The sequence below is a fragment of the Streptomyces cirratus genome (assembly GCF_014650775.1).
GTDB lineage: Bacteria > Actinomycetota > Actinomycetes > Streptomycetales > Streptomycetaceae > Streptomyces > Streptomyces cirratus.
The window spans coordinates 610,714-635,057 of sequence record NZ_BMVP01000001.1; the positions used below are offsets into that span (position 1 = coordinate 610,714).

Consider the following 24,344-nt stretch of genomic DNA (forward strand, 5'->3'; position numbering starts at 1 on the left):
GATCGTCCACCCCGGACCGGTCGGGGACCCGCCGCGCCGGCCGGCCCTCAACCCGCCCCACGGACCGGCCCTCAACCCGCCCCACGGACCGGCCCTCAACCCGCCCCGCGGGCCGGCCCGTGAACCGGCCCACACTCAGGGACGCCGCCCGGTCGGGACGGCCTATGGTGGGCCCGTGACCACGACCCGCCTGTCGGCCCGCGCGGCCATCGCCTGCCTCGCCGATCCCGGCAGCTTCGCCGAACTCGGCGTCCCGGAGCGGGAGTCGGCCCCCGACGGCCCCCTGGCTTGGGCCGGCTACGACGGCTCCCGCACCCGGGCGGCCGCCACCACCGGTGAGCGGGAGTCCGTCGTCGTCGGCGCCGCCCGCATCGGCGGTCACCAAGCCACCCTGATCTCCTTCGAGTTCGGCTTCCTCGGGGGTTCCCTGGGCCGGGGCACCGGGGACCGTCTGGAAGCCGCCTACCGGTACGCGCGCGAGCACCGGCTCCCCCTGGTCTCCCTCATCGCCACCGGCGGGTCCCGAATGCAGGAGGGGATGCTCGCGCTGACCCAACTCCAGCGGGTGGCCGCCCAGTCCGCCCTCACCCGGGCCGCCGGCCTCCCCCAGATCGCCGTGCTGCGCGACCCCACCACCGGCGGCGGCTGGGCCACCCTCGGGGCGGGCGCCGACGTCGTGCTCGCCGTCCCGGGGGCCCAGGTCGGCTTCGCCGGGTCCCGGGTGCGCCCGCCGGACGCGGACCCCGCGGCCTACACCGCCGAGGGACAGTACGCGGCCGGGCACGTCGACGCCGTCGTGCCCGTCCCGGAGCTCGCCCGGACCGTGACGGACTGGCTCCGGCTGCTGGCCGCGCCCCGCCGGGCCGAACCGGTCGCGCCCCCGGCCGCGCTGGCCGACGTGGCACCGCCCGTGACCGGGTGGGACGCAGTCCGGCAGGCCCGCCACCCGGACCGCCCGCGCGCCGGGGCGTACCTGGAGGCGTACTTCGGGCTCCGCCTCCCCCTGCACGGCGACCGGGTGGGCGGCACCGACCCCGGGATGCTGTGCGGGTTCGGGCTGCGCGAGGGCGGGGCGGTGGCCTACGTCGCCCAGTGCGGCACCGCCACCCTCCCGGCGGGCTACCGCACGGCGGCCCGCGTGATCCGCCTCGCGGACCGGCTCGGCATCCCGGTGCTCACCCTGGTCGACACCCCGGGCGCGGCCAACGACGCCGCCGCCGAGCGGGCCGGGGCGGGGGCGGCCATCGCGGACGCCTTCGCGGCGGTGGCGGCGGCCACCGTCCCGGTGACCACGCTGCTGATCGGCGAGGGCGGCTCGGGCGGCGCCCTCGCGCTGGCCGCGCCGGGGAACACCTGGGTCACCCCCGACAGCTACTTCTCGGTCATCGCCCCCGAACTGGCCGCGGCCATCCTCAAGCGCCCCGCCTCCCAGGCCCCCGCCACGGCGGACCAGCTCCGCATCCGCCCCCACGACCTGGTCGCCCTCGGCGTCGCCCGGGGCGTCGTGGCCCCGGAGGCCGGCGCATGACCGACCGGTCCCGGGGAGCGGGCCCGTACGGCTTCCGGTAGTGCCCGCCGGATCCCCCGGCGGCGCCCTGCCCAGGAGCCGTCCATGTCACGTACCGCCCACCACATCCGCTCCCGCCGCCGCACCGACCACACGGCGGCGGTGCTCGCCGTGCTCGTGCACGACCTGCGCTACAGCGCCCGTTGCCGCGCCGAGGCGGCCCGCGGCCGCCACCGGCCCCGCCCCCAGGCCACGCGCCGCCATACCGCCATCCGCCATTTCCCGCGCGTGCGGCGCGACCGGTCGGTGTCCCGCTGGGCCGCGCAGGAGGAACGCCGCGCGCGGCAACGACTGCGCGCGGACGCCCGTACGCTGCTCCGCCTCACGCACCCCGGCCGAGACGGGCAGCTCGACCTCCGCCCGGCCGAGGAGACGGACATCCGCCCCGCCCGCCACCGCCGCGCCGCCCTCTGGCTCGCCTGAACCCGCGGGGCCGTCGACGCAGCCGAGCGATCCAGCCCCGCCGGCGTTTGAGGCGCGGGGTGCGGGGAGGAGCCCCGAAAGCCCGGCGCAGCCGGGGTCGCACAGCGGGGCGGCGCCGCAGACGAACCCCGCCACCACCGGCAACCGGGGCCCGGCAGGCCTACATGCGCCACGGGCAGGCGGCGCGGGGCGGGGCGGGGCGCACGGGCGCGGACGTACGCCCCCGGCCACCCCCGGGTCAGGCCTGCGGCGAGCGCGCGTCGTAGCGGGCGAATCCGCGCCAGCGCGCCACCAGCAGGCCCACCACCAGCACGCACCCGAGGCCCCCGCCGGTGATCGCGACGGCCGGCGAGGTGAGGTCGGCGGCGGTTCCGGCGAGGAAGTCCCCGAGCCGGGGCCCGCCCGCGACGACCACGATGAAGACCCCCTGGAGCCGGCCCCGCATCTCGTCGGGGGTCGCGGCCTGCATCATCGTCGAGCGGAACACCATGGAGATGGTGTCCGCGCATCCGGCGAGCGCGAGGAAGAGCAGCCCGAGCCACAGGTTCCGGGTCAGTCCGAAGACGGCGATCGCCAGCCCCCACGCGGCGACGGACAGCAAGATCGCCAGCCCGTGCCGCCGGATCCGGCCCTGCCAGCCGGAGAACAGCCCGCCCAGCAGCGCCCCGACGGCGGGCGCGGCGACCAGCAGGCCGACGGTCTTGGCGTCGCCCCCGTACCAGAGCACGGCGATCGCCGGGAACAGCGCCTTCGGCTGGGCCAGCACCATGGCGGCCATGTCGGAGAAGAAGGTCATCCGGATGTTGGGCCGGGTCCCGAGGAACCGCAGGCCGTCCATCACCGAGGCCCGGCCCCGCTTCCCCTGGCCCCGCTCGGGCGCCATCGAGGGCAGCCGCCACATCGCGTAGAGCGCGGCGACGAAGGTGACGGCGTCGATCAGGTAGGCGGCCTGGTAGCCCCACCACCCGACGGCGAGGCCGCCCAGCATCGGCCCGGCCATCATCCCGGAAGTCATGGTGACGGAGTTCAGCGCGTTGGCGGCGGGCAGCTGCTCGGCCGGCAGCAGCCGGGGGATCATGGCGGACCGGGCCGGCCCGTTGAGCGCGCCGCAGACCGCCTGGAGGGCGACGACCGCGTACAGCAGCCAGACCCTGTCGTAGTCGAGCAGCGCGGCGGCGGCCAGGCCGATCGACAGCACGGTCAGGCCGAGGGAGCTGTAGAGGCCGAGCTTGCGCCGGTCCACGGTGTCGGCGATCGCGCCGCCGTAGAGGCCGAAGGCGAGGAGCGGAACCAGGGAGAAGAGTCCGACGAGCCCGACCGAGAAACTGGAGCCGGTGATCTCGTAGACCTGGAGCGAGATAGCGAGGGTGGTCATCGCCTGGCCGACCCAGGAGACCGTGCTGCCCACCCAGAGCCTGCGGTAGTGCGGGGAAGTGCGCAGGGGGGTCAGGTCGGCGAATATTCGCCGCCGGGGCCGGGTCGGGGTCGTCGTAGCGGTCACAGCGGATGATAACCGCCCTCCGGTCGAGGACGGCCGGACCCGGACACCTGGTCACACGCCCGCAACACGGGCCCCCGGCGCCCCGCGCGCCCCGGCCCTCCCCCGTCCTTGCCGCTAACCCGCCACGGCCACCGGACATTTGACCGAATCGGCGTAGCCGCCACCCCTCCGGTTCAGCTCATGATGAAAAGACTCGTATGTCCAGGGAGGCGTAGTGATCGAACCTGGCAACAGCACCACGAGCACCAGTGAGGCGGAAGTCGGACTGCGCGGCTTGAACGGTGGCACCGCCCCCCTCACGGTCGGGGTCGAAGAGGAGTTCCTCCTCGTCGACGCCCGCACCTTCCGGGTGGTCCCCGCCGCCCCGCTCATCCTCGCCACCGCCGGCGGGCACGCGCACCAGCTGCACGCGGAGGGCACCCGCTACCAGGTGGAACTCTCCACCCCGGTCGCCGACTCGGCGGTGACCCTGCGCGAGGAGCTCGCCGCCCTGCGGCGCACCCTCGCCCGGGCCGCCCGTGCGCACGGCTGCCGGCTGGTGGCGGCGCCGTCGCCGATCGTGGCGGTGCAGGGTCCGCTGCACCTGACCGACGACGAGCCGCGCCAGCGCGAACAGCACCGGCGCTTCGGCTCGCTGACCGAGACGCTGGTCAGCTGCGGGCGGCACATCCACATCGGCACCCTCGACGTGGACACGGCGGTGGCGGTGTCGAACCGGGTCAGGCCGTGGCTGCCGACGCTGATCGCGCTGGCCGCCAACTCGCCGTTCTGGGGCGGCCGTGACACCGGCCACTCCAGCTGGCGGGCGATGGCCTGGTCCGGCTGGCCCTCCGCGGGGCTGCCCCCGCACTTCGCGTCCACGGCCCACTTCCGGCGCTCGGTGCAAACCCTGCTGCGCTCCGGAGCCGCCCTGGACACCAAGATGGTCTACTGGGACCTGCGCCCGTCGGGGAACTGGCCCACGTTGGAGATCCGGGCGCCCGACATGTCCTCGGACATCGACTCGGCCGTCCTCCAGGCGGAACTGGGCCGTGCCCTGGTGGCCACCGCCCTCCACGAGATCGCGGAGCAGCGCCCCGATCCGCCCCTGCGCGACGAGGTGCTGCGCCTGGCCCGGTGGCGGGCGGCCCACGACGGCCTGGAGGGCTTCGGCCTCGACCCGTACACGGGCGTCGAACTCCCGGCGGCCGACCTGGCCGAGGCGCTGCTCGACCTCGTCGCCCCGGAACTGGCCGCGTACGGGGACCTCGACCACGCGGCCAAGACGATGGCCCGCCTCCTGCGCGACGGCTCGGGCGCCCACCGTCAGCGCCGCGCCTACGCCCGCCACCAGGACCTCCTGGACGTCCTGCGCCAGGCGGCGGACGAAACGGAGGACTGCTGACCCCCGCACCGCCCGCCGCGCACGCACCACGGAAGCCGCAGATGCGACCGCTGTCCGCATCTGCGGCTACCGGGCGGCTACCGGGCGGCTGCCGGCCGCGCCGGAGCAGGTGCCTCGTCCTCACCCGCCCAGCATGATCTTCCACACCCGCGTCGCCACCTGAAGGCTGAGCCGGGTGTCCACGTCCGCGAGGTCGCGGTCGCCGATCTCGCGGATGCGCTGGAGCCGGTAGCGCAGGGTGCTGCGGTGGACGGCCAGCGCGGTGGCGGTCTCGTCGTAGTTGCCCCCGCAGTCGAAGTACCGCGAGAGCGTCTCCACCAGCTGCGTGCCGTGCTGTGCGTCGTAGTCGATGAGCCCGCCGAGCCATTCCCGGACGAACGCCTCCAGTTCGCTGCGGTCGCTCCCGGGTCCGAGGATCCGGTACAGGCCGAGGTCGTCGAAGGACGTCGCCCCGTCCCGGTCGCGCGATTGCCTGCGCACCTCCAGCGCACGCATCGCGTCCTGGTAGCGGCGCGGAATGCTTGCCGGGGACTCGCAGCGGCCGCTGACCCCGACCGCCCCGGTGCCCGTCCCGAGCTCGCGGGCCAGCGCCGCGTACAGCACGTCGCCGTTCGGCTTCACCTGGGTCAGCAGCACCACCTGGCTGCCGCGACAGGTCACCAGCGCCCGGACGCCCACCGTCGCCGCCGCGTGTTCGACGGCCCGGGTGAAGGAGCCGTCCGCCGGCCTGCCCCGCCAGTTCACGACGATGACGTAGTGGGCCTTGTGCAGGTCGTGCCCGAGCGCCTCGGACCTGGCGTAGGCGCTCGCCTCGCCCGTGCCTTCCAGCAGGTCGTCGACCAGTTGGCGGCTCAACCGCAGCTCCACTTCGGCGAGGTTGCGCAGATGGGCCAGCTCCAGGGCCAGCGACCGCACGGCGTGCTCCAGAGCGAACAGGGTGTGCGCGTCTGCCGTCCCGTCCGGATCCAGGACGGCGAGCAGCCCGAGGACCTCGCCGCGGGGACGGGCCAGAGCGATCAGCCGGTCCTTGACCCGGACCGCCCCGGGGCCGACGGCGGCCTGCCGGAGCATCTCCTGCTGACGCTCCGCCGGTGGTGCCGAGTGGTGGTCGGGCCGCCCGGGACCGGCCCAGGACCGGAGGTTCCCGAACCGGTCCTCGATCACTGCCGGCAGACCGGTGAGTTCGTACACGGCGTTGGTGATGGCGTCCTCGCCGCCGCCCCGGGCCGCGACGTCGGCGAGCGTCTCGTCCACGATCCGCTGCCGGCGCAGCTCGGTCCGCAGGGAGTCGAGCCGCTGACTGCTGAGGGCGCGCTCGCTGCGCAGCCGGTCCAGTTCCAGCGCGTCATCGTGTTCACGGTGCCGCGCGGCCGCCAGGGCCAGGGCGGCGGAGGTGAGCCGTATCAGCCTGGTGATCAGCAGGTGGTCCCGCTCGGTGGGCGGCAGCCGGGAGGAGACGACGAGGTAGCCGAGCAGGTGGCCGAACCCGCGCAGGCCGAACGCCCAGCCCCACAGCTGCTTGGGGAAATCGACCGGCCCGTCGGCCTCGGCCAGCTCCCGCAGCCGCCGGTCGACCGCCTGTCCCGCGCCCGCCCCGGACTCGCGCGAGGCCACTCGGACCATCGCGTCACCGGTCTGGAGATAGCCCGCCTCCAGGCGGTACCCACCGAGGCCGACGACGTGGGCCATGGCCATGCGCAGGATCTCGTTGCCGTCGGTGCAGTGGAACAGGGGGTCGGACAGGGCCAGCAGCCCGTCCGGATCCGAGTCCCCGGCCACCCCGTGAGCCTCGTCGCCCGAGTGGAGCGCACTGCCCGCAGAAGGGAGGGGCTCCCGGTGGGTGCGGCGAGGTGCCGGCGCCCTGTTCCTACGGCCGCCCATGAGATCACCCCGCTCCCGCCGGCGTCGCAAGCGGTCGAGTGAGCCCCGCCTACCACCGAGGCTAGTCCATCCGGCGCGGCCTCGCCTCAGCCGTCTCGGCCTGACAGAGCGACCGGGCGGGTCGCCTTTCGACCTGCCGGGCGCAGGCGCGAGGCCTTGCGGGTCCTCAGGCTGGATCCACGGGTACCGCTGGGCTGGACCGGTTGCAGGAGGGACTGACCGATGAACGAGCAGACCCGACCGATGGGCGAGCAGAGCCGTAGGACCGTCGTCTCGTACCCGTCCTACCAGGAAGCCGAGCGCGCCGTCGACCACCTCTCCGACCAGGGGTTCCCGGTGGAGCGGGTGGCCATCATCGGCCAGGACCTCCAACTGGTCGAACAGGTGATCGGACGCATGGGGTACGGCGAGGCCGCGCTGCACGGAGCGGCGAGCGGCGCGCTGCCCGGCGCGCTCATCGGCTGGATCTTCGGGCTGCTGAACTGGCTGGACCCGGTGATCTCGAGCCTGGTCCTCGCCCTCTACGGGCTGATCTTCGGCGCGATCGTGGGCGCCCTGCTCGGCCTGCTGCTGTACGCGGCACGCGGCCACCAGCGGGACTTCACCTCGGTCCGCTCCCTGCAGCCCACCCGCTACGACGTCACGGCGGACGAGGAGGTCGCCGACGAGGCGGCCCGGCTGCTCGCCGCACTGGACGGCGGGGCAGCCGCCCCCCACGGGACCGGGCCCGGCCAGAGCGCCCCCCGCCAGACCACCCCCCGCGAAACGGAGCCGCGCAAGACCGAGCCGAGCGAAACCGCCGATCCCCGCGAGAGCGAGCCGCGCGAGAGCGGTCGTCCGCACGGCGGATCCGCCCCCACCTGAACGAGCGCGGAGAACCAGGCCGGCGAACGGGCGGCGAAGGACGCCCACGGACGCCGGCCCGCACCGCGGAAGGAGTCCCCTCATGGCCAAGGCAGTCGGAATCGACCTCGGTACCACGAATTCGGTAATCGCCGTCTGGGAGGGCGGGGAGCCGACGGTCATACCCAACAGCGAGGGCAACCGCACGACCCCGTCCGTGGTGGCCTTCACCGACACCGGTGAGCGCCTGGTGGGCCAGCTCGCCCGGCGCCAGGCGATCCTCAACCCCAAGGGCACCATCTACTCGGCCAAGCGGTTCATCGGCCGGCGCTTCGACGAGATCTCCGAGGAGGCCAAGGCAGTCGGGTACGACGTCGTCGAGGGCGAGGGCGGCGCTGCCCGCTTCAAGGTGCGCGACAAGCTCCACGCACCCGAGGAGATCAGCGCCCAGGTGCTGCGCAAGCTGGCCGACGACGCCTCCAAGCAGCTGGGGGAAAAGGTCACCGAGGCGGTCATCACGGTGCCCGCCTACTTCAACGACGCCCAGCGCACCGCCACCCGGGACGCCGGGCGGATAGCCGGCCTGGAAGTGCTGCGCATCATCAACGAGCCGACCGCGGCCGCCCTGGCCTACGGGATGGACAAGAAGGAACACGAGACGGTGCTCGTCTTCGACCTGGGCGGCGGCACCTTCGACGTGAGCATCCTGGACGTCGGCGACGGCGTGGTCGAGGTGCGGTCCACCGCCGGCGACAGCCATCTGGGCGGCGACGACTTCGACCGCCGCCTGGTGGACCACCTCGCGGACGGCTTCCAGAAGGACAACGGCATCGACCTGCGCAAGGACCCGCAGGCACTGCAACGCCTCTTCGAAGCCGCCGAGAAGGCCAAGACCGAGCTCAGTTCGGTGACGCAGACGCAGGTCAGCCTGCCGTTCATCACCGCCGACGCGTCCGGGCCCAAGCATCTGACCACGACGATCATGCGGTCCACCTTCGAGCAGATCACCGGCGACCTGGTCGAGCGCTGCCTCGGCCCGGTCGAGCAGGCCATGGGCGACGCGAAGGTCGGCGAGAACGACATCGACGAGGTCATCCTCGTCGGTGGTTCCACCCGCATCCCCGCCGTCCAGGCGCTGGTGCGGCGGCTGACCGGCGGCAAGGACCCGAACATGAGCGTCAACCCCGACGAGGTCGTGGCCATGGGCGCCGCGATCCAGGCCGGGGTCCTCAAGGGCGAGGTCAAGGACGTCCTGCTGCTGGACGTGACGCCGCTGTCGCTCGGAGTCGAGACGCGCGGCGGCGTGATGACGAAGATCATCGAGCGGAACACCACCATCCCGGTGCGCCGTACCGAGACCTTCAGTACGGCCGTCGACAACCAGCCCGCCGTCGATGTGGTCGTCCTCCAGGGCGAGCGCGAACTGGCCGCCGACAACCGGGTCCTCGGCCGCTTCCAGCTCACCGACATCCGCCCGGCCCCGCGGGGAGAGCCGCAGATCGAGGTCATCTTCGACATCGACGCGAACGGAATCCTCAACGTCACCGCGCGGGACAAGGACACCGGCAAGGAGCAGAGCATCACCATCAGCGAGAGCTCCAACCTGGACCGCGGCGAGGTCGAGCGCATGGTCGAGGAGGCCGAGCGAAACCGGAACCAGGACCAGGCGCTGCGCGAGGCGGTCGACGCCCGCAACGAACTGGACGCCATCGCCTACCAGGTCGAGAAGCGGCTGAGCGAGATGGGCGATGCCGCGCCCGCACACGAGAAGGCCCGCGCCGACATGCTGGTGGCCGAGGCCCGCGAGGCGGTCAAGAACGAGGCCGGTGTGGACAAGGTCAGGCCCCTGGCCTCCGAACTCCAGCAGGTCTTCGCGGGACTGGCGGCACACCAGGCCGGAGCCCCCGCGGGCGGCCCGTCGGACGCCGGATCACCGAACGGATCCGGGCCCGCCGGCTCCGAGCCGGGCGGTGCCGGTGGCGACGACGACGTGATCGACGCCGAGTTCGACAAGGGCTGAGGTGCCCGCCATGCCGACCGAGCCCCAGGCACCCGATCCGACGCCGGAAGGCGCCGTGCAGCCGCCGCGCGGGGACCTGCCCCCGGCCGGGCCGCCGGCCGACGGGGCCGCACCGGGCCCGGACGCGGCCACCGGTCCCGCCGGGCCCGACGACGAGTACACGCAGGCGTTGAAGGACCTGGAGGACCGCTGGCGCCGCGCCCTGGCCGACCTCGACAACCTGCGCAAACGCCATGCCAGGGAGCTGGAGCGGGAACGCGCGGCCGAAAGGGCGCGCACCGCCGCGGCGTTCCTGCAGGTCATCGACAACCTCGAACTCGCCCTCAGCCACGCGACCGCCGACCCCGGGGCGATCGTCGAGGGCGTCCAGGCCGTGCGCGACCAGGCCGTGGACGTCCTCGAACGCCTCGGCTACCCGCGCGACGCCGAGACGGGAGTGCCTTTCGACCCCACCCGGCACGAGGTCGTCGGCGTCGTCCAGGACCCCGGCGCGGAACCGAACACCGTGGTCCAGGTCGTCCGCCCCGGCTACGGCCGGCCGGACCGGCAGCTGCGGCCGGCAGCCGTGACCGTGGCGAAGCGGGAGTGAGCGGCGATGGCACGCGACTTCTACGAGGTCCTCGGCGTCCCCCGCAACGCAGACCGGGACGAGATCCAGCGGGCCTACCGCGCCCTGGCCCGCAAGTACCACCCCGACGTCAACAAGGACCCCGGGGCGGAGAACCGGTTCAAGGAGGTCAACGAGGCGTTCAGCGTGCTGTCCGACCCCGGGCAGCGGGCGCGCTACGACCGGTTCGGCGAGGACTTCCGGAAGGTCCCCGAGGACTGGGAGGAACGGGTCGGTGCCGGCGCGGGAGGCGGCGGCTCCCGCTGGTCCTCCGGCGCGGGCGGTCCCCGCGTGCGGTACGGCACCACCGGCTTCGGCGGTCAGGACGCAGCAGGCGCCGAAGGGGTCGACTTCGAGGACCTGTTCGGCTCGTTCTTCGGCGGCGGCGGGCGCATGCGCGTCCCCGGGGCCGACCAGGAGGCCGAACTGCCGCTCACCGTCGAGGAGGCGTACCGCGGCGGCCGCCGGACCGTCACCCTCGCCGGGCCGTCCGGGCAGCGTCGCTACGAGGTCGACGTGCCGCCCGGGACCACGGACGGGCAGCGCATCCGGCTCGCGGGCGAGGGCGGCCGCAGCAACGGCGACGCCCCCGCGGGAGACCTGTACCTGCGGGTGCGGATCCAACCGCACCCCCGGTTCCGCCTCGACGGCCGGGACGTCCACGTGCAGCTTCCGGTCACCCCCTGGGAGGCCGCGCTGGGTGCGAACGTGCCCGTGCCCACTCCGAGCGGCGCCACGGCGAAGGTGAACGTGCCCGCGGGGTCCTCCAGCGGCCGCCGGCTGCGGCTGCGCGGCGAGGGCATGCCCGGGCGGCGCGGCGCGAACGGCGACCTGTACGCCGAGCTCCGCATCATGGTGCCGCCCCGGCTCGGCGACCGGGAGCGGGAGCTGTTCGAGGAACTCGCCACCGTCTCCTCGTTCGACCCCAGGAGGACCCGATGAGAGACCGCCCGCCCAATACGGGCCGGCCGCCGGAGCGGACGGCCCCGGTGACGGCGCGCGTGCAGTACGCGATCGTGCCCGTGCCCAGGCTCTCCCTGGACACCGTGGCCCGCCGCTCCGGCCTCCATCCCGATCTGATCCGCCGGTTCGTGGCCCTCGGGCTGGTGGACGCCGACCGCGACGCCTCCGGAGGGCTCGCGTTCGGCCCCACGGCACCGGCCGAGCTGGCCCGCGTCCAGCGACTGCGTACCGGGCTGTGCCTCAACTACGCGTCCCTCGGGCTGGTGCTCGACCTGCTCGACCGCATCAGCCTGCTGGAAGCCGCACTGCGCCGCGCCGGCACGAGGAGTGATACACCGCCATGGACATGAACCGCCTGACCCAGAAGTCCCAGGAAGCCCTGCAAGAGGCGCAGACCGTCGCCGTGAACATGGGGCAGACCGAGGTCGACGGCGAACACCTGCTGCTCGCCCTCCTCGACCAGGAGGACGGCCTGATCCCCCGCCTGCTGCAACAGGCGGGCACCGAGCCGAAGGAACTGCGCGCGGCCGTACGCGAGGACCTGTCCCGCCGGCCCAGGGTGACCGGTCCGGGCGCTGCCCCCGGCCAGGTCTTCGTCACCCAGCGGCTGTCCCGGCTGCTGGACGCGGCCGAGCGGGAGGCCAAACGCCTCAAGGACGAATACGTGTCCGTGGAGCACCTCCTGCTCGCCCTGGCCGAGGAGGGTTCGACGACCACGGCGGGGCGACTGCTCAAGCAGCACGGGGTGACCCGCGAGTCGTTCCTGAGCTCGCTGACGCGGATACGCGGCAACCAGCGCGTCACCTCCGCCAACCCAGAAGTGGCGTACGAGGCGTTGGAGAAGTACGGCCGTGACCTGGTCGCCGAGGCCCGGCAGGGCAAGCTCGACCCGGTCATCGGCCGGGACGCCGAGATCCGCCGCGTCACCCAGATCCTCAGCCGCAAGTCCAAGAACAACCCCGTCCTCATCGGCGACCCGGGTGTCGGCAAGACCGCCATCGTCGAGGGCCTGGCCCAGCGCGTCGTGCGCGGCGACGTACCCGAAGGACTGCGCGACAAGACGGTGTTCGCCCTCGACATGGGCTCGCTCGTGGCGGGCGCCAAGTACCGCGGCGAGTTCGAGGAGCGCCTCAAGGCCGTACTGAGCGAGGTCAAGGCCGCGCAGGGGCGGATCCTGCTCTTCGTGGACGAGTTGCACACCGTCGTCGGCGCGGGCGCCGCCGAGGGGGCCATGGACGCGGGCAACATGCTCAAGCCGATGCTGGCCCGCGGTGAGCTGCACATGATCGGTGCGACCACGCTGGACGAGTACCGGCGGTACATCGAGAAGGACGCCGCGCTCGAACGCCGCTTCCAGCAGGTGCTGGTCGGCGAGCCGAGCGTGGAGGACACCATCTCGATCCTGCGCGGCCTGCGCGAGCGCCTGGAGGTCTTCCACGGCGTCAAGATCCAGGACACGGCGCTGGTCGCGGCGGCGACCCTGTCGCACCGCTACATCACCGACCGCTTCCTGCCCGACAAGGCCATCGACCTCGTCGACGAGGCGTGCGCCCGGCTGCGTACCGAGATCGACTCGATGCCCGCCGAACTCGACGAGATCACCCGCCGGGTGACCCGCCTGGAGATCGAGGACGCGGCCCTGTCCAAGGAGACCGACCCCGCCAGCAGGACCCGCCTGGAGGAACTGCGCAAGGAACTCGCCGACCTGCGGGCCGAGGCCGACGCCAAACACGCCCAGTGGGACGCCGAACGGCAGGCGATCCGCCGCGTGCAGGACCTGCGCCAGGAACTGGAACAGGTCCGCATCGAGGCGGAGGAGGCCGAGCGTGCCTACGACCTCAACCGCGCCGCCGAACTGCGCTACGGCCGCCTGCGGGACCTGGAGCGCCGGCTGGCCGCCGAAGAGGAGCAGCTGTCGGCGAAGCAGGGCCGGAACCGGCTGCTGCGCGAGGTCGTCACCGAGGAGGAGATCTCCGAGATCGTGGCCGCCTGGACCGGCATCCCCGTCTCCCGCCTCCAGGAGGGCGAGCGGGAGAAGCTGCTGCGCCTGGACGAGATCCTGCGCGAGCGGGTCATCGGCCAGGACGAGGCGGTCAAACTGGTGGCCGATGCCATCATCAGGGCCCGCTCCGGCATCCGCGACCCGCGGCGGCCCATCGGCTCGTTCATCTTCCTCGGCCCCACCGGCGTGGGGAAGACCGAGCTGGCCAAGACCCTGGCCCGGGCCCTGTTCGACTCCGAGGACAACATGGTCCGGCTCGACATGAGCGAGTACCAGGAGCGTCACACCGTCAGCCGTCTGATGGGGGCGCCGCCCGGATACGTCGGCTACGAGGAGGGCGGCCAGCTCACCGAGGCCGTGCGCCGCAAGCCGTACTCGGTCGTGCTGTTCGACGAGGTCGAGAAGGCGCACACCGACGTGTTCAACACCCTGCTGCAGATCCTCGACGACGGCCGCATCACCGACGCCCAGGGCCGCACCGTCGACTTCCGCAACACCGTGATCATCATGACGTCCAACATCGGCTCGCAGCACCTCCTCGACGGCGCCACCGCCGAGGGCGAGATCAAACCGGACGCCCGGGCGCTGGTGATGGGCGAACTGCGCGGCCACTTCCGTCCGGAGTTCCTCAACCGGGTCGACGACATCGTGCTGTTCAAGCCGCTGGGCGAGACCCAGATCGAGCGGATCGTGGAGCTGCAGTTCGACGAACTGCGCAGCCGGCTCGCCGAGCGCCGCATCACCGTCGAACTCACCGACGCGGCACGGGAGTTCATCGCCCACCAGGGTTACGACCCGGTCTACGGGGCGCGCCCGCTGCGCCGCTACATCTCCCACGAGGTCGAAACGCTCGTCGGCAGGGCCCTGCTGCGCGGCGACGTCCAGGAAGGCGCCACGATCCGGGTGGACGCCCAGCATCAGGAGCTGGTCGTCACCTACGAACCGGCCGAGGACGACGAGGAGGCGAGGGCGGCATGAGCACCGCGCCCGCGACGACCGTCACGTGTCCGCACTGCGGCCGCGGCAACCGGGTTCCCGCGGCCGCCGAGGGAAGCCCCCGGTGCGGCAACTGCAAGCAGCCGCTGCCCTGGATCGTGGACGCGGGCGACGACGACTTCGCGGAGGTCGTGGAAGGAGCCACCGTGCCCGTCGTGGTCGACCTGTGGGCCACCTGGTGCGGCCCCTGCCGCATGGTCAGTCCGGCGCTGCAGAAGGTCGCCACCGACCTCGCCGGCCGCATCAAACTGGCCAAGGTCGACATCGACAAGAACCCCCGGCTCTCGCAGCGGTTCGAGGTCCAGGCCGTGCCGACGCTCCTGGTCCTCGACCGGGGAAGGACCGTCGCCCGACAGGCGGGAGCCGCGCCCGCACCCGCCCTGCGCCAGTGGGTGGAACAGTCCCTCGCAGGCCGTCAACCCGCCCCAGGAGGATGATCGCGATGACCCTACCTGCCGACCCCCACCTCGCCCTGGTACGCCCCGTCGAGCCGCACACCCTGGAGGGATGCGAGGAATGCCTGCGGATCGGCTCCCCATGGGTCCACCTCAGGCTGTGCCTGACCTGCGGGCACGTCGGCTGCTGCGACTCCTCCCCGCAGCGGCACGCACGCCGTCACTCCGCCGCCGACGGCCATCCGATCGTGGCGTCGATGGAACCCGGCGAGGACTGGCGGTGGTGTTTCGTCCACGAGGCGTTGGTGTGATGTCCGGCGACGGCGCGCTGCCGCGCGAGGACCCGGCCCCGGCGGAGCCGGAGGACGTCACGCCCTTCGAGACTCCCGACGTCTACGGCGCCTACCCACGGCTGTCGGACGACCAGATAGCCCGCCTGGCAGAACACGGCGAGCGGCGTGAGATGCGCCCGGACGACGTGCTGATCCGCGAGGGCGAGCGCTGCGAGACGTTCTTCGTCGTCCTCAGCGGCTCCGCCGCGATCGTCGAGGACTACGGCACACCCGACGAACACGTGCTCCGCGTGCACGGCCCGGGTCGCTTCCTCGGCGAACTCGGCCTCCTGCACGGACAGGTGGCCTTCTACACCGCCGTCGCCAGGGAACCGGGAGAAGTCCTCGTCCTCTCCGTGGACGAGCTGCGCCGCCTGGTCACCCGCGACCCGGTCCTCGGCGATCTCGTGCTGCGCGCGTGCCTGGGCCGCCGCGCCCTGCTGGTCGGGCAGGGGGCCGGCTTCCGCATCATCGGTTCGCGCTACTCCCCCGACACCCGGCGGCTGCGCGAGTTCGCAGCCCGGAACCGGCTGCCCCACCGCTGGGTCGACCTGGAGACGGACGAGGAGGCCGAGGCGCTGCTCCGCCGCTTCGGCGTCAAGCCGGAGGAAACCCCCCTCGTCATCTGGCGCGACACCACCCTGCTGCGCAATCCCGGCAACGCGGAACTCGCCCGGCTGATCGGTCTGCCCCAGCTGGCGGCGTCGAACGGCCGGGGCGACCTCCTCGTGATCGGCTCCGGGCCGGCCGGGCTCGCCGCCGCGGTGCACGCCGCCTCCGAGGGCCTGAGCACCACCGTCGTGGAGGCGGTCGCCACCGGCGGCCAGGCAGGGACCTCGTCCCGCATCGACAACTGCTTCGGCTTCCCCTCCGGCATCTCCGGCGCCGAACTCACCGAACGCGGAGTGCTCCAGGCGACCAAGTTCGGCGCAGGGATCAGTGTCCCGGCGGAGGCCACCCGGCTCGAACCGCGCGACGATCACTACGCCGTGACCTTCGCCGACGGCACGGAGATCACCGCCCGCACCGTCCTCCTGGCCACCGGCGCCCGCTACCGACGGCTGACCATCCCCGGCATCGAACGCCTGGAGGGGACCAGCGTCCACTACTCGGCGACCCTGTACGAGGCCCAGCAGTGCCGCACCGACCCCATCGCCGTGGTCGGCGGCGGCAACTCCGCGGGCCAGGCGGTCCTTTTCCTCGCCGCGTACTCGCCCAAGGTGTACCTGCTGGTCCGCGGGGCGGACCTCGCCACCCACATGTCCCGCTACCTGATCGATCAGGTCGAACGGCATCCGCGGGTGGAAACGCTGTTGCACACGGAGGCCACGGAAGTCATCGGCGAAGAGGCCCTGGAGGCGGTCGACGTGGTGGACAACCGTACGGGGCAGCACCGCCGTCTCGCCGTCCGGGCCCTGTTCGTCTTCACCGGTGCCGACCCCGACACGGGCTGGCTGTCCGACACCCTCGCGCTCGACGCCCGCGGCTTCGTACTCACCGGATCCGAGGCCCAAGCCCGCTCGGCCCCCACGGTGTGGGAGGGCCTGGACCGCAACTGCCTGACCCTGGAGACCAGCCTGCCCGGCGTCTTCGCGGCCGGCGACATCCGCAGCGGTTCGGTGAAACGGGTCGCATCGGCGTCGGGTGAAGGAGCGATGGCCGTCCACTTCGTACACCGGCACCTGGGGACCACCCCCACGCCCGGCCACACCGACGACTCCCCGCGGACCCGCCGCAAGGAGTCCGCATGGCTCGCGTGACTCCGACCGGGACGAAGCAGCGGAAGTCACCGGGCAGGTCCTGAGCGGCCGGCCGGATCAGCCCCCGGGGAGGTCCTGTTCGGCAAGGCCGACCTCGTCGGCTGAGCGCACGGCGCGGAAGGAGGGCAGCGATGGGCCCCGCCCGGTCTTCCCTCCCTTCCCGCCGGAGCGTTCTGGTCCTCGACGCCGGTTCCTCCAGCCTTCACCTCACCCTCTTCTCGGCCGACGGCACCCGGATCGCGGGCAGGGACTCGTCAGAGCCGCCCGGTCCCGAGTCCGCAAGGGACCTGCGGGACTTCCTGGCCACCGTGCCCCCGCCCGCCGCCGTGGGTCACCGTCTCGTCCACGGCGGTCCGCGCCTGACGCACCACATGGTGATCGACGGACGGGTCCGCCAACTGCTGGAAGACGCCGCGAACCTGGCGCCGCTGCACCTGCCGCCCGCCCTCACCGTGGTGGACACGGCCCGGGAGCTGCTGCCGGACCTGCCCCACGTGGCCTGCTTCGACACCGTGTTCCACCGCGACCTGCCGCCCGCCGCCCGTGACTACGCCGTGCCGCAGCGGTGGCGTAACGAGTACGGGGTGCGGCGCTACGGTTTCCACGGGCTGTCCTACGCGTGGTGCCTGGAACGGACCGCCGAGGTGCTGGAGCGGCCTGCCGGCGGTCTCCAGGCCGTGCTCGTCCATCTGGGCGGCGGCTGCTCCGCGTGCGCGGTCCGTGACGGCCGCAGCGTGGACACCACCATGGGCCTCACCCCGCTGGAGGGACTGGTGATGAGCCGCCGCAGCGGCAGCGTCGACCCCGGCGCCCTGCTGTGGCTGCAGCGCCGCCACGGCCTGACCGCTCGTGAGCTGGAAGAGGACCTCCACCTGCGCTCCGGTCTCCTCGGCCTCTCCGGCACGTCCGGGGACACCCGGGACCTGGTGCGGGCGCGCGGGCGGGGGGACGCCTCCGCCGAGACGGCGCTCGCCGTGTTCGTGCACGGCTGCCGGCGCGGCATCGCCGCCATGGCGGCCTCGCTGGACCGCCTGGACGCGCTGGTCTTCACCGGCGAGATCGGCGAGGACCAGCCCGAGGTGCGCGAGGAGGTGTGCGCGGGACTCCGGGTCCTCGGCGTAGGGGCCGGTCTGGCGGTCCCGCCGCTGGAGGAGCTGTTCGAGGAGGGCGCACGCAGGGTCGACGTCCCCGGCGCAGGCGTGCCCGTCATCGTCGTCGCGACCGGCGAGACGCAGCAGATCGCCGTCGAGACCCGCCGCGTCCTGGAGGGACGTGCCGCACCCCTCGCACCGTCCGCCTGACGCCACGACCGCCCCTGGAAACACAAAAGCCGCAGGTGAAAACGATTCTTCACCTGCGGCTCGCAGTGGGGCGGGTGGGACTCGAACCCACGGCCGACGGATTATGAGTCCGCTGCTCTAACCGGCTGAGCTACCGCCCCTCTACGGCGTGGCGCGTACATGTGTGCGCGCCGTCTGCCGCAGCATAGCCGCTCATACGATCTGCTGCCTCGCATGATCGGCTTCGCCTGCCCAGGAAGACCGTGCCGGGCGCTGCCCGGTTCCGGGTTCGGGGCAAAAAAGAAGAGGACCCGCCCGGGGTCCTCGTCTTCGGTGCTCCCCCGACTGGACTCGAACCAGTAACCTGCCGGTTAACAGCCGGCTGCTCTGCCAATTGAGCTACAGGGGATCGCGCTCCCCCGACTGGACTCGAACCAGTAACCTGCCGGTTAACAGCCGGCTGCTCTGCCAATTGAGCTACAGGGGATTGCTGCGGTGCGCCGAACAGCCCACCTCCGGCCTTGCCGAAGGGCGAGCGCCCGTTGCGAGTCATAGATTAGCGCAAGCAGGGGGGTGCTCCGCCAATCGGTATCGGCAGTGGGCCGGGCACCACACGACGAAGGGTGGCAAGCATGCGGTACAAGGTCACGTTCGCGATCGGACTGGCCGTCGGGTACGTGCTCGGGACCCGGGCCGGGCGCGAGCGGTACGAGCAGCTGAAGAAGTCGGCGCGGGAGGTCGCGCAGACGCCGGCGGTGCGCAACGCCGCCGAGACCGCCGGTCAGGCCGGGCGCGCCTACGCGGGCAAGGCCTTCGCCGTGGTGGGCGACAAGGTCGGCGACAAGCTGCCGGAATCCCTCTCGGAACGGGTCCGTACGCTGCGCGGCCGGGGCCGCTCCGGCGAGGACGAGTGGGGTACGAGCAACACCTGACGGTGACGGCGAAGCGGCGGGCTCCGGAACTTTCCGGGGCCCGCGGCGTTTGCGTGCCTACTCGGCGGTCACGACCGCCGCGCGGTGCGGCAGAATTCTCCGCATGGGGATAGTCGCCGGGCTGGACAGCTCTTCCGCCTTCACTCGCATCGTCGTCTGCGACACCGATACGGGGGCCGTGCTGCGCCAGGGCTACGCGCCCCATCCGCAGCCGACCGGTGAGGGCGCCGGCGCGAACAAGCACGAGACCGACCCGCAGGCCTGGCTGCTCTCGCTCGGCGAGGCCGCCGGCAACGGGCTCCTCGAAGGGGTCCAGGCCATCGGCGTCTCCGCGCAGCAGCACGGCCTGCTCCCGCTCGACGCGCAGGGCGGCCTGGTCCGTCCGGCCCTGGTCGGCAACGACAAGCGGGGCCAGGTCGCGGCGGCCGACCTGATCGAGGCGCTCGGCGGCCGGCAGGCCTGGGCGGAGGCCGTGGGTTCGGTCCCGCACTCGGCGCAGCCGCTGGCGAAGCTCGCCTGGCTGGCCCGGACCGAGCCCGAGGCGGCCCGGCGGGTGGCCGTACTGATGTCCCCGCACGACTGGCTCGTCTGGCAGTTGCTCGGCCGGCCCGCGCGCCGCACCACGGACCGGGGCGGCGCCTCCGGGACCGGCTACTGGTCGCCGGCCACCGGCTCCTACCGCCCCGACCTGGTCGAGCTGGCGCTCGGGCACCAGGCACTGCTGCCCGAGGTGCTCGGCCCGGCCGACGCCGCCGGGACGACCCCCGAGGGGCTGCTGATCTCGGCCGGGACCGGGGAGACCATGGCCGCCGCGCTCGGGCTGGGGCTGGTCCCCGGCGACGCGGTGGTCTCGCTGGGCGCCTCGGGGTCGGTGATGGCCGTGCACCACCAGGCGGTGTCCGACCCGGGGGGCCTGATCACCTCGCTCGCGGACGCCAGCGGCATGCACCTGCCGGTGGTGAACACCTCCAACGCCGTACGGGCCCTGCGCGGCACCGCCGAGCTGCTGGGCACCGACCTGGAAGGGCTGAGCGCGCTCGCGCTGAAGTCGACGCCGGGTGCGCACGGCCTGGTACTCCTGCCGTACCTCGAAGGGGAGCGGACCCCGAACCTGCCCCTCACCGCCGGCACCCTGTCCGGGCTGCGCCGGGATTCGATGAAGCCCGAGCACCTGGCGCGGGCCGCGTTCGAGGGCATGCTGTGCGGGCTGGTCGACGCCCTGGACGTGCTGCGGCACCGCGGGGTGGAGATCCGCCGGGTGTTCCTGCTGGGGGCGGCGGCCGAGCTGCCCGCCGTACAGGCCGCCGCGCCGGGCCTGTTCGGTACGCAGGTCGTGGTGCCGGCTCCGGCCGACTACGCCGCACTGGGATCCGCGCGGCAGGCGGCGTGGGCGCTCGGGGTGGCGCAGGGCACGCTGGCCCCGCACACCCCGCCGGTGTGGCCGGCCCCGTCCGCCCAGACCTTCGAGCCGGGCGAGGAGTTCCCGGCGTGGCAGGCGGTGCGCCAGCAGTACGTGGCGACGCGCGAGCAGATCCACCCCGGGGCGTTCCAGGGCGGGACGGCGTAGGACCTCCGTCGGTAGGAGTACGGGGAGGGGTACTCCTTTTGACCGGGCTTTGCGAAAACCGTTGGGGTTCCGGCCTCCGGTTGGCCGAAGATGGGGTGAACCCCCCTCGATCATGCCGACCGGAGCCTGCGCGTGCTCATACGACTTCTGGGGACGCACCTGCGTCCGTACAGGAAACCCATCGCCCTCCTGGTCCTGCTGCAACTGCTGCAGACCAGCGCGAGCCTCTACCTGCCCACCCTCAACGCGGACATCATCGACAACGGTGTCGTAAGCGGTGACACGGGTTACATCCTGCGCTTCGGCGCCCTGATGCTGGGCGTCTCGCTCGTCCAGCTCACCTGCAACATCGGCGCCGTCTACTTCGGTGCCCGCACCGCGGCCGCCGTCGGCAGGGACGTCCGCGCCGCCGTCTTCGACCGGGTGCAGAGCTTCTCCGCCAGGGAGCTCGGCCAGTTCGGCGCCCCGTCGCTGATCACCCGTACGACCAACGACGTCCAGCAGGTCCAGATGCTGGTCCTGATGACCTTCACGCTGATGGTCTCGGCGCCGATCATGTGCATCGGCGGCATCGCCATGGCGCTGTCGCTGGACGTGAAGCTGTCCGGGGTGCTGCTCGCCGTCGTCCCCGTCCTCGGTCTGTCCGTCGGCACGATCGTCTTCAAGACGCGCCCGCTGTTCCGGAAGATGCAGACGCGCCTGGACATCGTGAACCGGGTGCTGCGCGAGCAGATCACCGGCAACCGCGTCATCCGCGCCTTCGTCCGCGACTCCTACGAGAAGGAGCGCTTCCGGGAGGCGAACGCGGAGCTGACGGGGGTGTCGCTGGCGTCCGGCAGGCTGCTCGCGCTGATGTTCCCGGTCGTCATCGTCGTCGTGAACATCTCCAGCGTCGCCGTCATCTGGTTCGGCGCGATGCGCGTCGACAGCGGCGGCATGGAGATCGGCCAGCTGACGGCGTTCCTCGCCTACCTGATGCAGATCGTCATGTCCGTGATGATGGCCACCTTCATGTTCATGATGGTGCCGCGCGCCGAGGTCTGCGCCGAGCGCATCCAGGAGGTCCTGGACACCGACTCCAGCGTCATCCCGCCCGCCGAGCCGGTGAGGAAGCTCCTGCGGCGCGGGCAGCTGGAGCTGCGCGGCGCCGACTTCCGTTACCCGGGCGCCGAGGCGCCGGTGCTGCGCGGGGTGGACCTGCTGGCCCGCCCCGGCGAGACGACCGCCGTCATCGGCTCCACGGGCAGCGGCAAGTCCACGCTGCTCGGCCTGGTGCCGCGGCTGTTCGACGCGACGGGCGGCGAGGTGCTCGTCGACGGTGAGGACGTACGCCGGCTCGACCCGGAGCTGCTGGCCAAGACGGTCGGCATGGTTCCGCAGAAGCCGTACCTGTTCTCCGGGACCGTCGCCTCCAACCTGCGCTACGGGCGCCCGGAGGCGACGGACGAAGAGCTGTGGCAGGCCCTGGAGGTGGCGCAGGCCCGCGGGTTCGTCTCCGAACTCGAAGGCGGCCTGGACGCGCCGATCACCCAGGGCGGCACGAACGTCTCCGGCGGGCAGCGCCAGCGCCTGGCGATCGCCCGCACGCTGGTGCAGCGCCCGGAGATCTACCTGTTCGACGACTCCTTCTCGGCCCTGGACTACGCGACGGACGCGGCGCTGCGTGCCGCGCTGGCCCTGGAGACGCGGGACGCGACCGTCGTCATCGTGGCCCAGCGCGTGTCCACGATCCGCGACGCCGACCGGATCATCGTCCTGGACGAGGGCCAGGTGGTGGGCGAGGGGCGCCATCAGGAACTGATGGCCGGCAATGAGACCTACCGGGAGATCGTGCTCTCCCAGCTGACGGAGGCGGAGGCCGCATGAGCGGGCCCGGAGGACGGATGATGACGGGACCGGTCCAGCGGTCCATGGACTTCAAGGGGTCGGGCAAGCGGCTGCTGGGCCAGCTCGCGCAGGACCGGACCAGGATCTGGGGCATGGTCGCCGCCGTCGTCGGCAGCGTCGCCTGCTCGGTGGTCGGGCCGAAGATCCTCGGCAACGCCACCGACCTGGTGTTCGCGGGGATCGTCGGGCGGCAGATGCCGGCCGGGATCACCAAGGCGCAGGCGCTGGACGGCCTGCGGGCCAGGGGGCAGGGCGGCATGGCGGACATGCTGTCCGGCACCGACTTCACCCCGGGCCAGGGCATCGACTTCTCCGCGGTCGGGGCCGTCGCGGTCTGGGCGCTGGTGGTCTTCACCCTCGCCGGACTGCTGATGCTGGTCGCGACGCGGCTGTCCAACCACATCATGAACGGCACCGTGTTCCGGCTGCGCGAGGAGCTCCAGGGGAAGCTGTCGCGGCTGCCGCTGTCGTACTTCGACCAGCAGAAGCGCGGTGAGGTCCTCAGCCGTGCCACGAACGACATCGACAACATCGGGCAGACGCTCCAGCAGACGATGGGCCAGCTGCTCAACTCGCTGCTGACGATCGTCGGCGTGCTGGCGATGATGTTCTGGATCTCGCCGCTGCTGGCGCTGGTCGCCCTGGTGACCATCCCCGTGTCGGTGTTCGTCGCGGCGAAGATCGGCAAGAAGTCGCAGCCGCAGTTCGTGGCGCAGTGGAAGTCCACGGGTGCGCTCAACGCGCACGTGGAGGAGATGTACTCGGGCCACACGCTGGTCAAGGTGTTCGGCCGGCAGAAGGAGTCCGCGGCCGTCTTCGCCGAGCAGAACGAGGCGCTGTACCGGGCTTCGTTCAAGGCGCAGTTGGTCAGCGGGATCATGCAGCCGGTGATGTTCTTCGTCTCGAACATCAACTACGTGCTGGTGGCGGTGGTCGGCGGTCTGCGGGTGGCCTCGGGCTCCCTGTCGATCGGTGACGTCCAGGCCTTCATCCAGTACTCGCGCCAGTTCTCGATGCCGCTGACGCAGGTCGCCTCGATGGCGAACCTGGTCCAGTCCGGTGTCGCCTCAGCGGAGCGGGTGTACGAGCTGCTGGACGCGCGGGAGCAGGAGCCGGACGCGGAGGTGTCCGAGCGGCCCGAGCGGCTGCGGGGCCAGGTCACCCTCGACAAGGTGGCGTTCCGCTACGAGCCGGACAAGCCGCTCATCGAGGACCTCTCGCTGAGCGTCGAGCCGGGGCAGACGGTCGCGATCGTCGGCCCGACGGGCGCCGGCAAGACCACCCTCGTCAACCTGCTGATGCGGTTCTACGAGGTCACGGGCGGCCGGATCGCCCTGGACGGGGTGGACGCCGCGAAGATGACCCGCGAGGAACTGCGCGCGGGCATCGGCATGGTGCTCCAGGACACCTGGCTGTTCGGCGGCACCATCGCGGAGAACATCGCCTACGGGGCTTCGCGCGAGGTCACCCGCGAGGAGATCGAGGGGGCGGCGCGGGCCGCGCACGCGGACCGGTTCGTCCGCACCCTGCCGGACGGCTACGACACGGTGCTGGACGACGAGGGCGCGGGCGTCAGCGCGGGCGAGAAGCAGCTGATCACGATCGCGCGGGCGTTCCTGTCGGACCCGGTGATCCTGGTGCTCGACGAGGCGACGAGCTCGGTGGACACCCGTACCGAGGTGCTGATCCAGAAGGCGATGGCGCGTCTCGCGCACGGCCGTACGTCCTTCGTGATCGCGCACCGGCTCTCCACCATCCGCGACGCGGACGTGATCCTGGTGATGGAGAACGGCTCGATCGTGGAACAGGGCACGCACGAGGAGCTGCTGGAGGCGGACGGCGCCTACGCCCGGCTGTACGCGGCGCAGTTCGCGCAGGCGGTGGCCGAGGTCGACTAGCGCAACCAGCGGACCTCGTCCTGAGGTCCGGGTCGGGGGTGCCCTCGTACGGGGGCACCCCTTTCGCGCACAGTGGCGTCCTGAGGGCAGCGGTCGTCCGCAAGGG

General features: G+C 72.6%; 19 protein-coding genes and 3 tRNA genes. 17 read left to right on the forward strand and 5 right to left on the reverse strand.

Features of this window, described 5'->3' with window-relative positions; genetic code table 11:
• The first annotated feature begins 175 nt into the window (after positions 1 to 175).
• A complete protein-coding gene (locus IE207_RS02820) occupies positions 176 to 1,528 on the forward strand; it encodes a carboxyl transferase domain-containing protein (protein WP_190182365.1) in 1,353 nt (450 codons plus the stop codon).
• A gap of 84 nt (positions 1,529 to 1,612) precedes the next feature.
• The gene (locus IE207_RS02825; protein ID WP_229873267.1) at positions 1,613 to 1,990 is read left to right on the forward strand and encodes a hypothetical protein; all 378 of its coding nucleotides are present in this window, start codon (positions 1,613 to 1,615) and stop codon (positions 1,988 to 1,990) included.
• A gap of 238 nt (positions 1,991 to 2,228) precedes the next feature.
• Here IE207_RS02825 and IE207_RS02830 read toward each other — a convergent pair whose 3' ends face one another.
• The gene (locus tag IE207_RS02830; protein ID WP_190182366.1) at positions 2,229 to 3,491 is read right to left on the reverse strand and encodes an MFS transporter; all 1,263 of its coding nucleotides are present in this window, start codon (positions 3,489 to 3,491) and stop codon (positions 2,229 to 2,231) included.
• Positions 3,492 to 3,705: 214 nt separating this feature from the next.
• On the opposite strand from IE207_RS02830, the gene IE207_RS02835 reads away from it, so the two are divergent.
• Entirely contained in the window at positions 3,706 to 4,875 is a 1,170-nt protein-coding gene (locus IE207_RS02835; protein ID WP_190182367.1) for a carboxylate-amine ligase, read from the forward strand.
• Positions 4,876 to 4,995: 120 nt separating this feature from the next.
• Here the strand turns inward: IE207_RS02835 and IE207_RS02840 are convergent, their stop codons facing one another.
• Positions 4,996 to 6,654, reverse strand: coding sequence for a PucR family transcriptional regulator (locus tag IE207_RS02840; protein ID WP_229873268.1), 1,659 nt, complete (start codon positions 6,652 to 6,654; stop codon positions 4,996 to 4,998).
• A gap of 324 nt (positions 6,655 to 6,978) precedes the next feature.
• On the opposite strand from IE207_RS02840, the gene IE207_RS02845 reads away from it, so the two are divergent.
• From IE207_RS02845 to IE207_RS02890, 10 genes are all read left to right on the forward strand, one after another.
• Positions 6,979 to 7,620, forward strand: coding sequence for a YflT domain-containing protein (locus tag IE207_RS02845; RefSeq protein ID WP_229873269.1), 642 nt, complete (start codon positions 6,979 to 6,981; stop codon positions 7,618 to 7,620).
• 82 nt (positions 7,621 to 7,702) lie between these two features.
• Complete coding sequence (gene dnaK, locus IE207_RS02850; RefSeq protein ID WP_190182369.1) at positions 7,703 to 9,619, forward strand: molecular chaperone DnaK; 1,917 nt, start codon at positions 7,703 to 7,705, stop codon at positions 9,617 to 9,619.
• Between the two features lie 10 nt (positions 9,620 to 9,629).
• Positions 9,630 to 10,208 carry a nucleotide exchange factor GrpE gene (locus IE207_RS02855; RefSeq protein ID WP_190182370.1) on the forward strand — a complete coding sequence of 193 codons (579 nt, stop codon included), beginning with the start codon at positions 9,630 to 9,632 and terminating at the stop codon, positions 10,206 to 10,208.
• 6 nt (positions 10,209 to 10,214) lie between these two features.
• Positions 10,215 to 11,168 carry a DnaJ C-terminal domain-containing protein gene (locus tag IE207_RS02860; RefSeq protein ID WP_190182371.1) on the forward strand — a complete coding sequence of 318 codons (954 nt, stop codon included), beginning with the start codon at positions 10,215 to 10,217 and terminating at the stop codon, positions 11,166 to 11,168.
• Positions 11,165 to 11,539, forward strand: a complete 375-nt coding sequence (locus IE207_RS02865; protein ID WP_229873270.1) for a chaperone modulator CbpM — start codon at positions 11,165 to 11,167, stop codon at positions 11,537 to 11,539. Before IE207_RS02860 ends, IE207_RS02865 begins: the two co-directional genes overlap by 4 nt.
• Positions 11,530 to 14,169 (forward strand): ATP-dependent chaperone ClpB, encoded by a 2,640-nt coding sequence (gene clpB / locus IE207_RS02870; RefSeq protein WP_190182372.1) that lies wholly within the window; start codon positions 11,530 to 11,532, stop codon positions 14,167 to 14,169. Before IE207_RS02865 ends, clpB begins: the two co-directional genes overlap by 10 nt.
• A complete protein-coding gene (gene trxA, locus IE207_RS02875; RefSeq protein ID WP_190182373.1) occupies positions 14,166 to 14,624 on the forward strand; it encodes a thioredoxin in 459 nt (152 codons plus the stop codon). Before clpB ends, trxA begins: the two co-directional genes overlap by 4 nt.
• 5 nt (positions 14,625 to 14,629) lie before the next feature.
• A complete protein-coding gene (locus tag IE207_RS02880) occupies positions 14,630 to 14,893 on the forward strand; it encodes a UBP-type zinc finger domain-containing protein (protein ID WP_190182374.1) in 264 nt (87 codons plus the stop codon).
• Positions 14,893 to 16,674, forward strand: coding sequence for an FAD-dependent oxidoreductase (locus tag IE207_RS02885; RefSeq protein WP_190182375.1), 1,782 nt, complete (start codon positions 14,893 to 14,895; stop codon positions 16,672 to 16,674). Before IE207_RS02880 ends, IE207_RS02885 begins: the two co-directional genes overlap by 1 nt.
• A gap of 131 nt (positions 16,675 to 16,805) precedes the next feature.
• Positions 16,806 to 17,975 (forward strand): acetate/propionate family kinase, encoded by a 1,170-nt coding sequence (locus IE207_RS02890; protein ID WP_190182376.1) that lies wholly within the window; start codon positions 16,806 to 16,808, stop codon positions 17,973 to 17,975.
• Positions 17,976 to 18,041: 66 nt separating this feature from the next.
• Here the strand turns inward: IE207_RS02890 and IE207_RS02895 are convergent.
• The 3 genes from IE207_RS02895 to IE207_RS02905 all read right to left on the reverse strand — a co-directional run bounded on the left by IE207_RS02895 (position 18,042) and on the right by IE207_RS02905 (position 18,441).
• A tRNA-Ile gene (locus IE207_RS02895) sits at positions 18,042 to 18,115 on the reverse strand.
• Between the two features lie 175 nt (positions 18,116 to 18,290).
• Positions 18,291 to 18,363: transfer RNA gene (locus tag IE207_RS02900), tRNA-Asn, on the reverse strand.
• A 5-nt stretch (positions 18,364 to 18,368) separates the two neighbouring features.
• A tRNA-Asn gene (locus IE207_RS02905) sits at positions 18,369 to 18,441 on the reverse strand.
• 145 nt (positions 18,442 to 18,586) lie between these two features.
• Here IE207_RS02905 and IE207_RS02910 point away from each other — a divergent pair.
• The 4 genes from IE207_RS02910 (at position 18,587) to IE207_RS02925 (ending at position 24,238) form a co-directional block, all read left to right on the forward strand.
• A complete protein-coding gene (locus IE207_RS02910; RefSeq protein WP_190182377.1) occupies positions 18,587 to 18,886 on the forward strand; it encodes a YtxH domain-containing protein in 300 nt (99 codons plus the stop codon).
• A gap of 103 nt (positions 18,887 to 18,989) precedes the next feature.
• A complete protein-coding gene (locus IE207_RS02915; protein WP_190182378.1) occupies positions 18,990 to 20,453 on the forward strand; it encodes an FGGY family carbohydrate kinase in 1,464 nt (487 codons plus the stop codon).
• 132 nt (positions 20,454 to 20,585) lie between these two features.
• On the forward strand, positions 20,586 to 22,319 hold the full coding sequence (locus IE207_RS02920) for an ABC transporter ATP-binding protein (RefSeq protein WP_190182379.1): 1,734 nt from the start codon (positions 20,586 to 20,588) through the stop codon (positions 22,317 to 22,319).
• Positions 22,316 to 24,238, forward strand: a complete 1,923-nt coding sequence (locus IE207_RS02925; protein ID WP_190182380.1) for an ABC transporter ATP-binding protein — start codon at positions 22,316 to 22,318, stop codon at positions 24,236 to 24,238. The genes IE207_RS02920 and IE207_RS02925 overlap by 4 nt, the downstream gene beginning before the upstream one ends.
• Positions 24,239 to 24,344 lie beyond the last annotated feature (106 nt).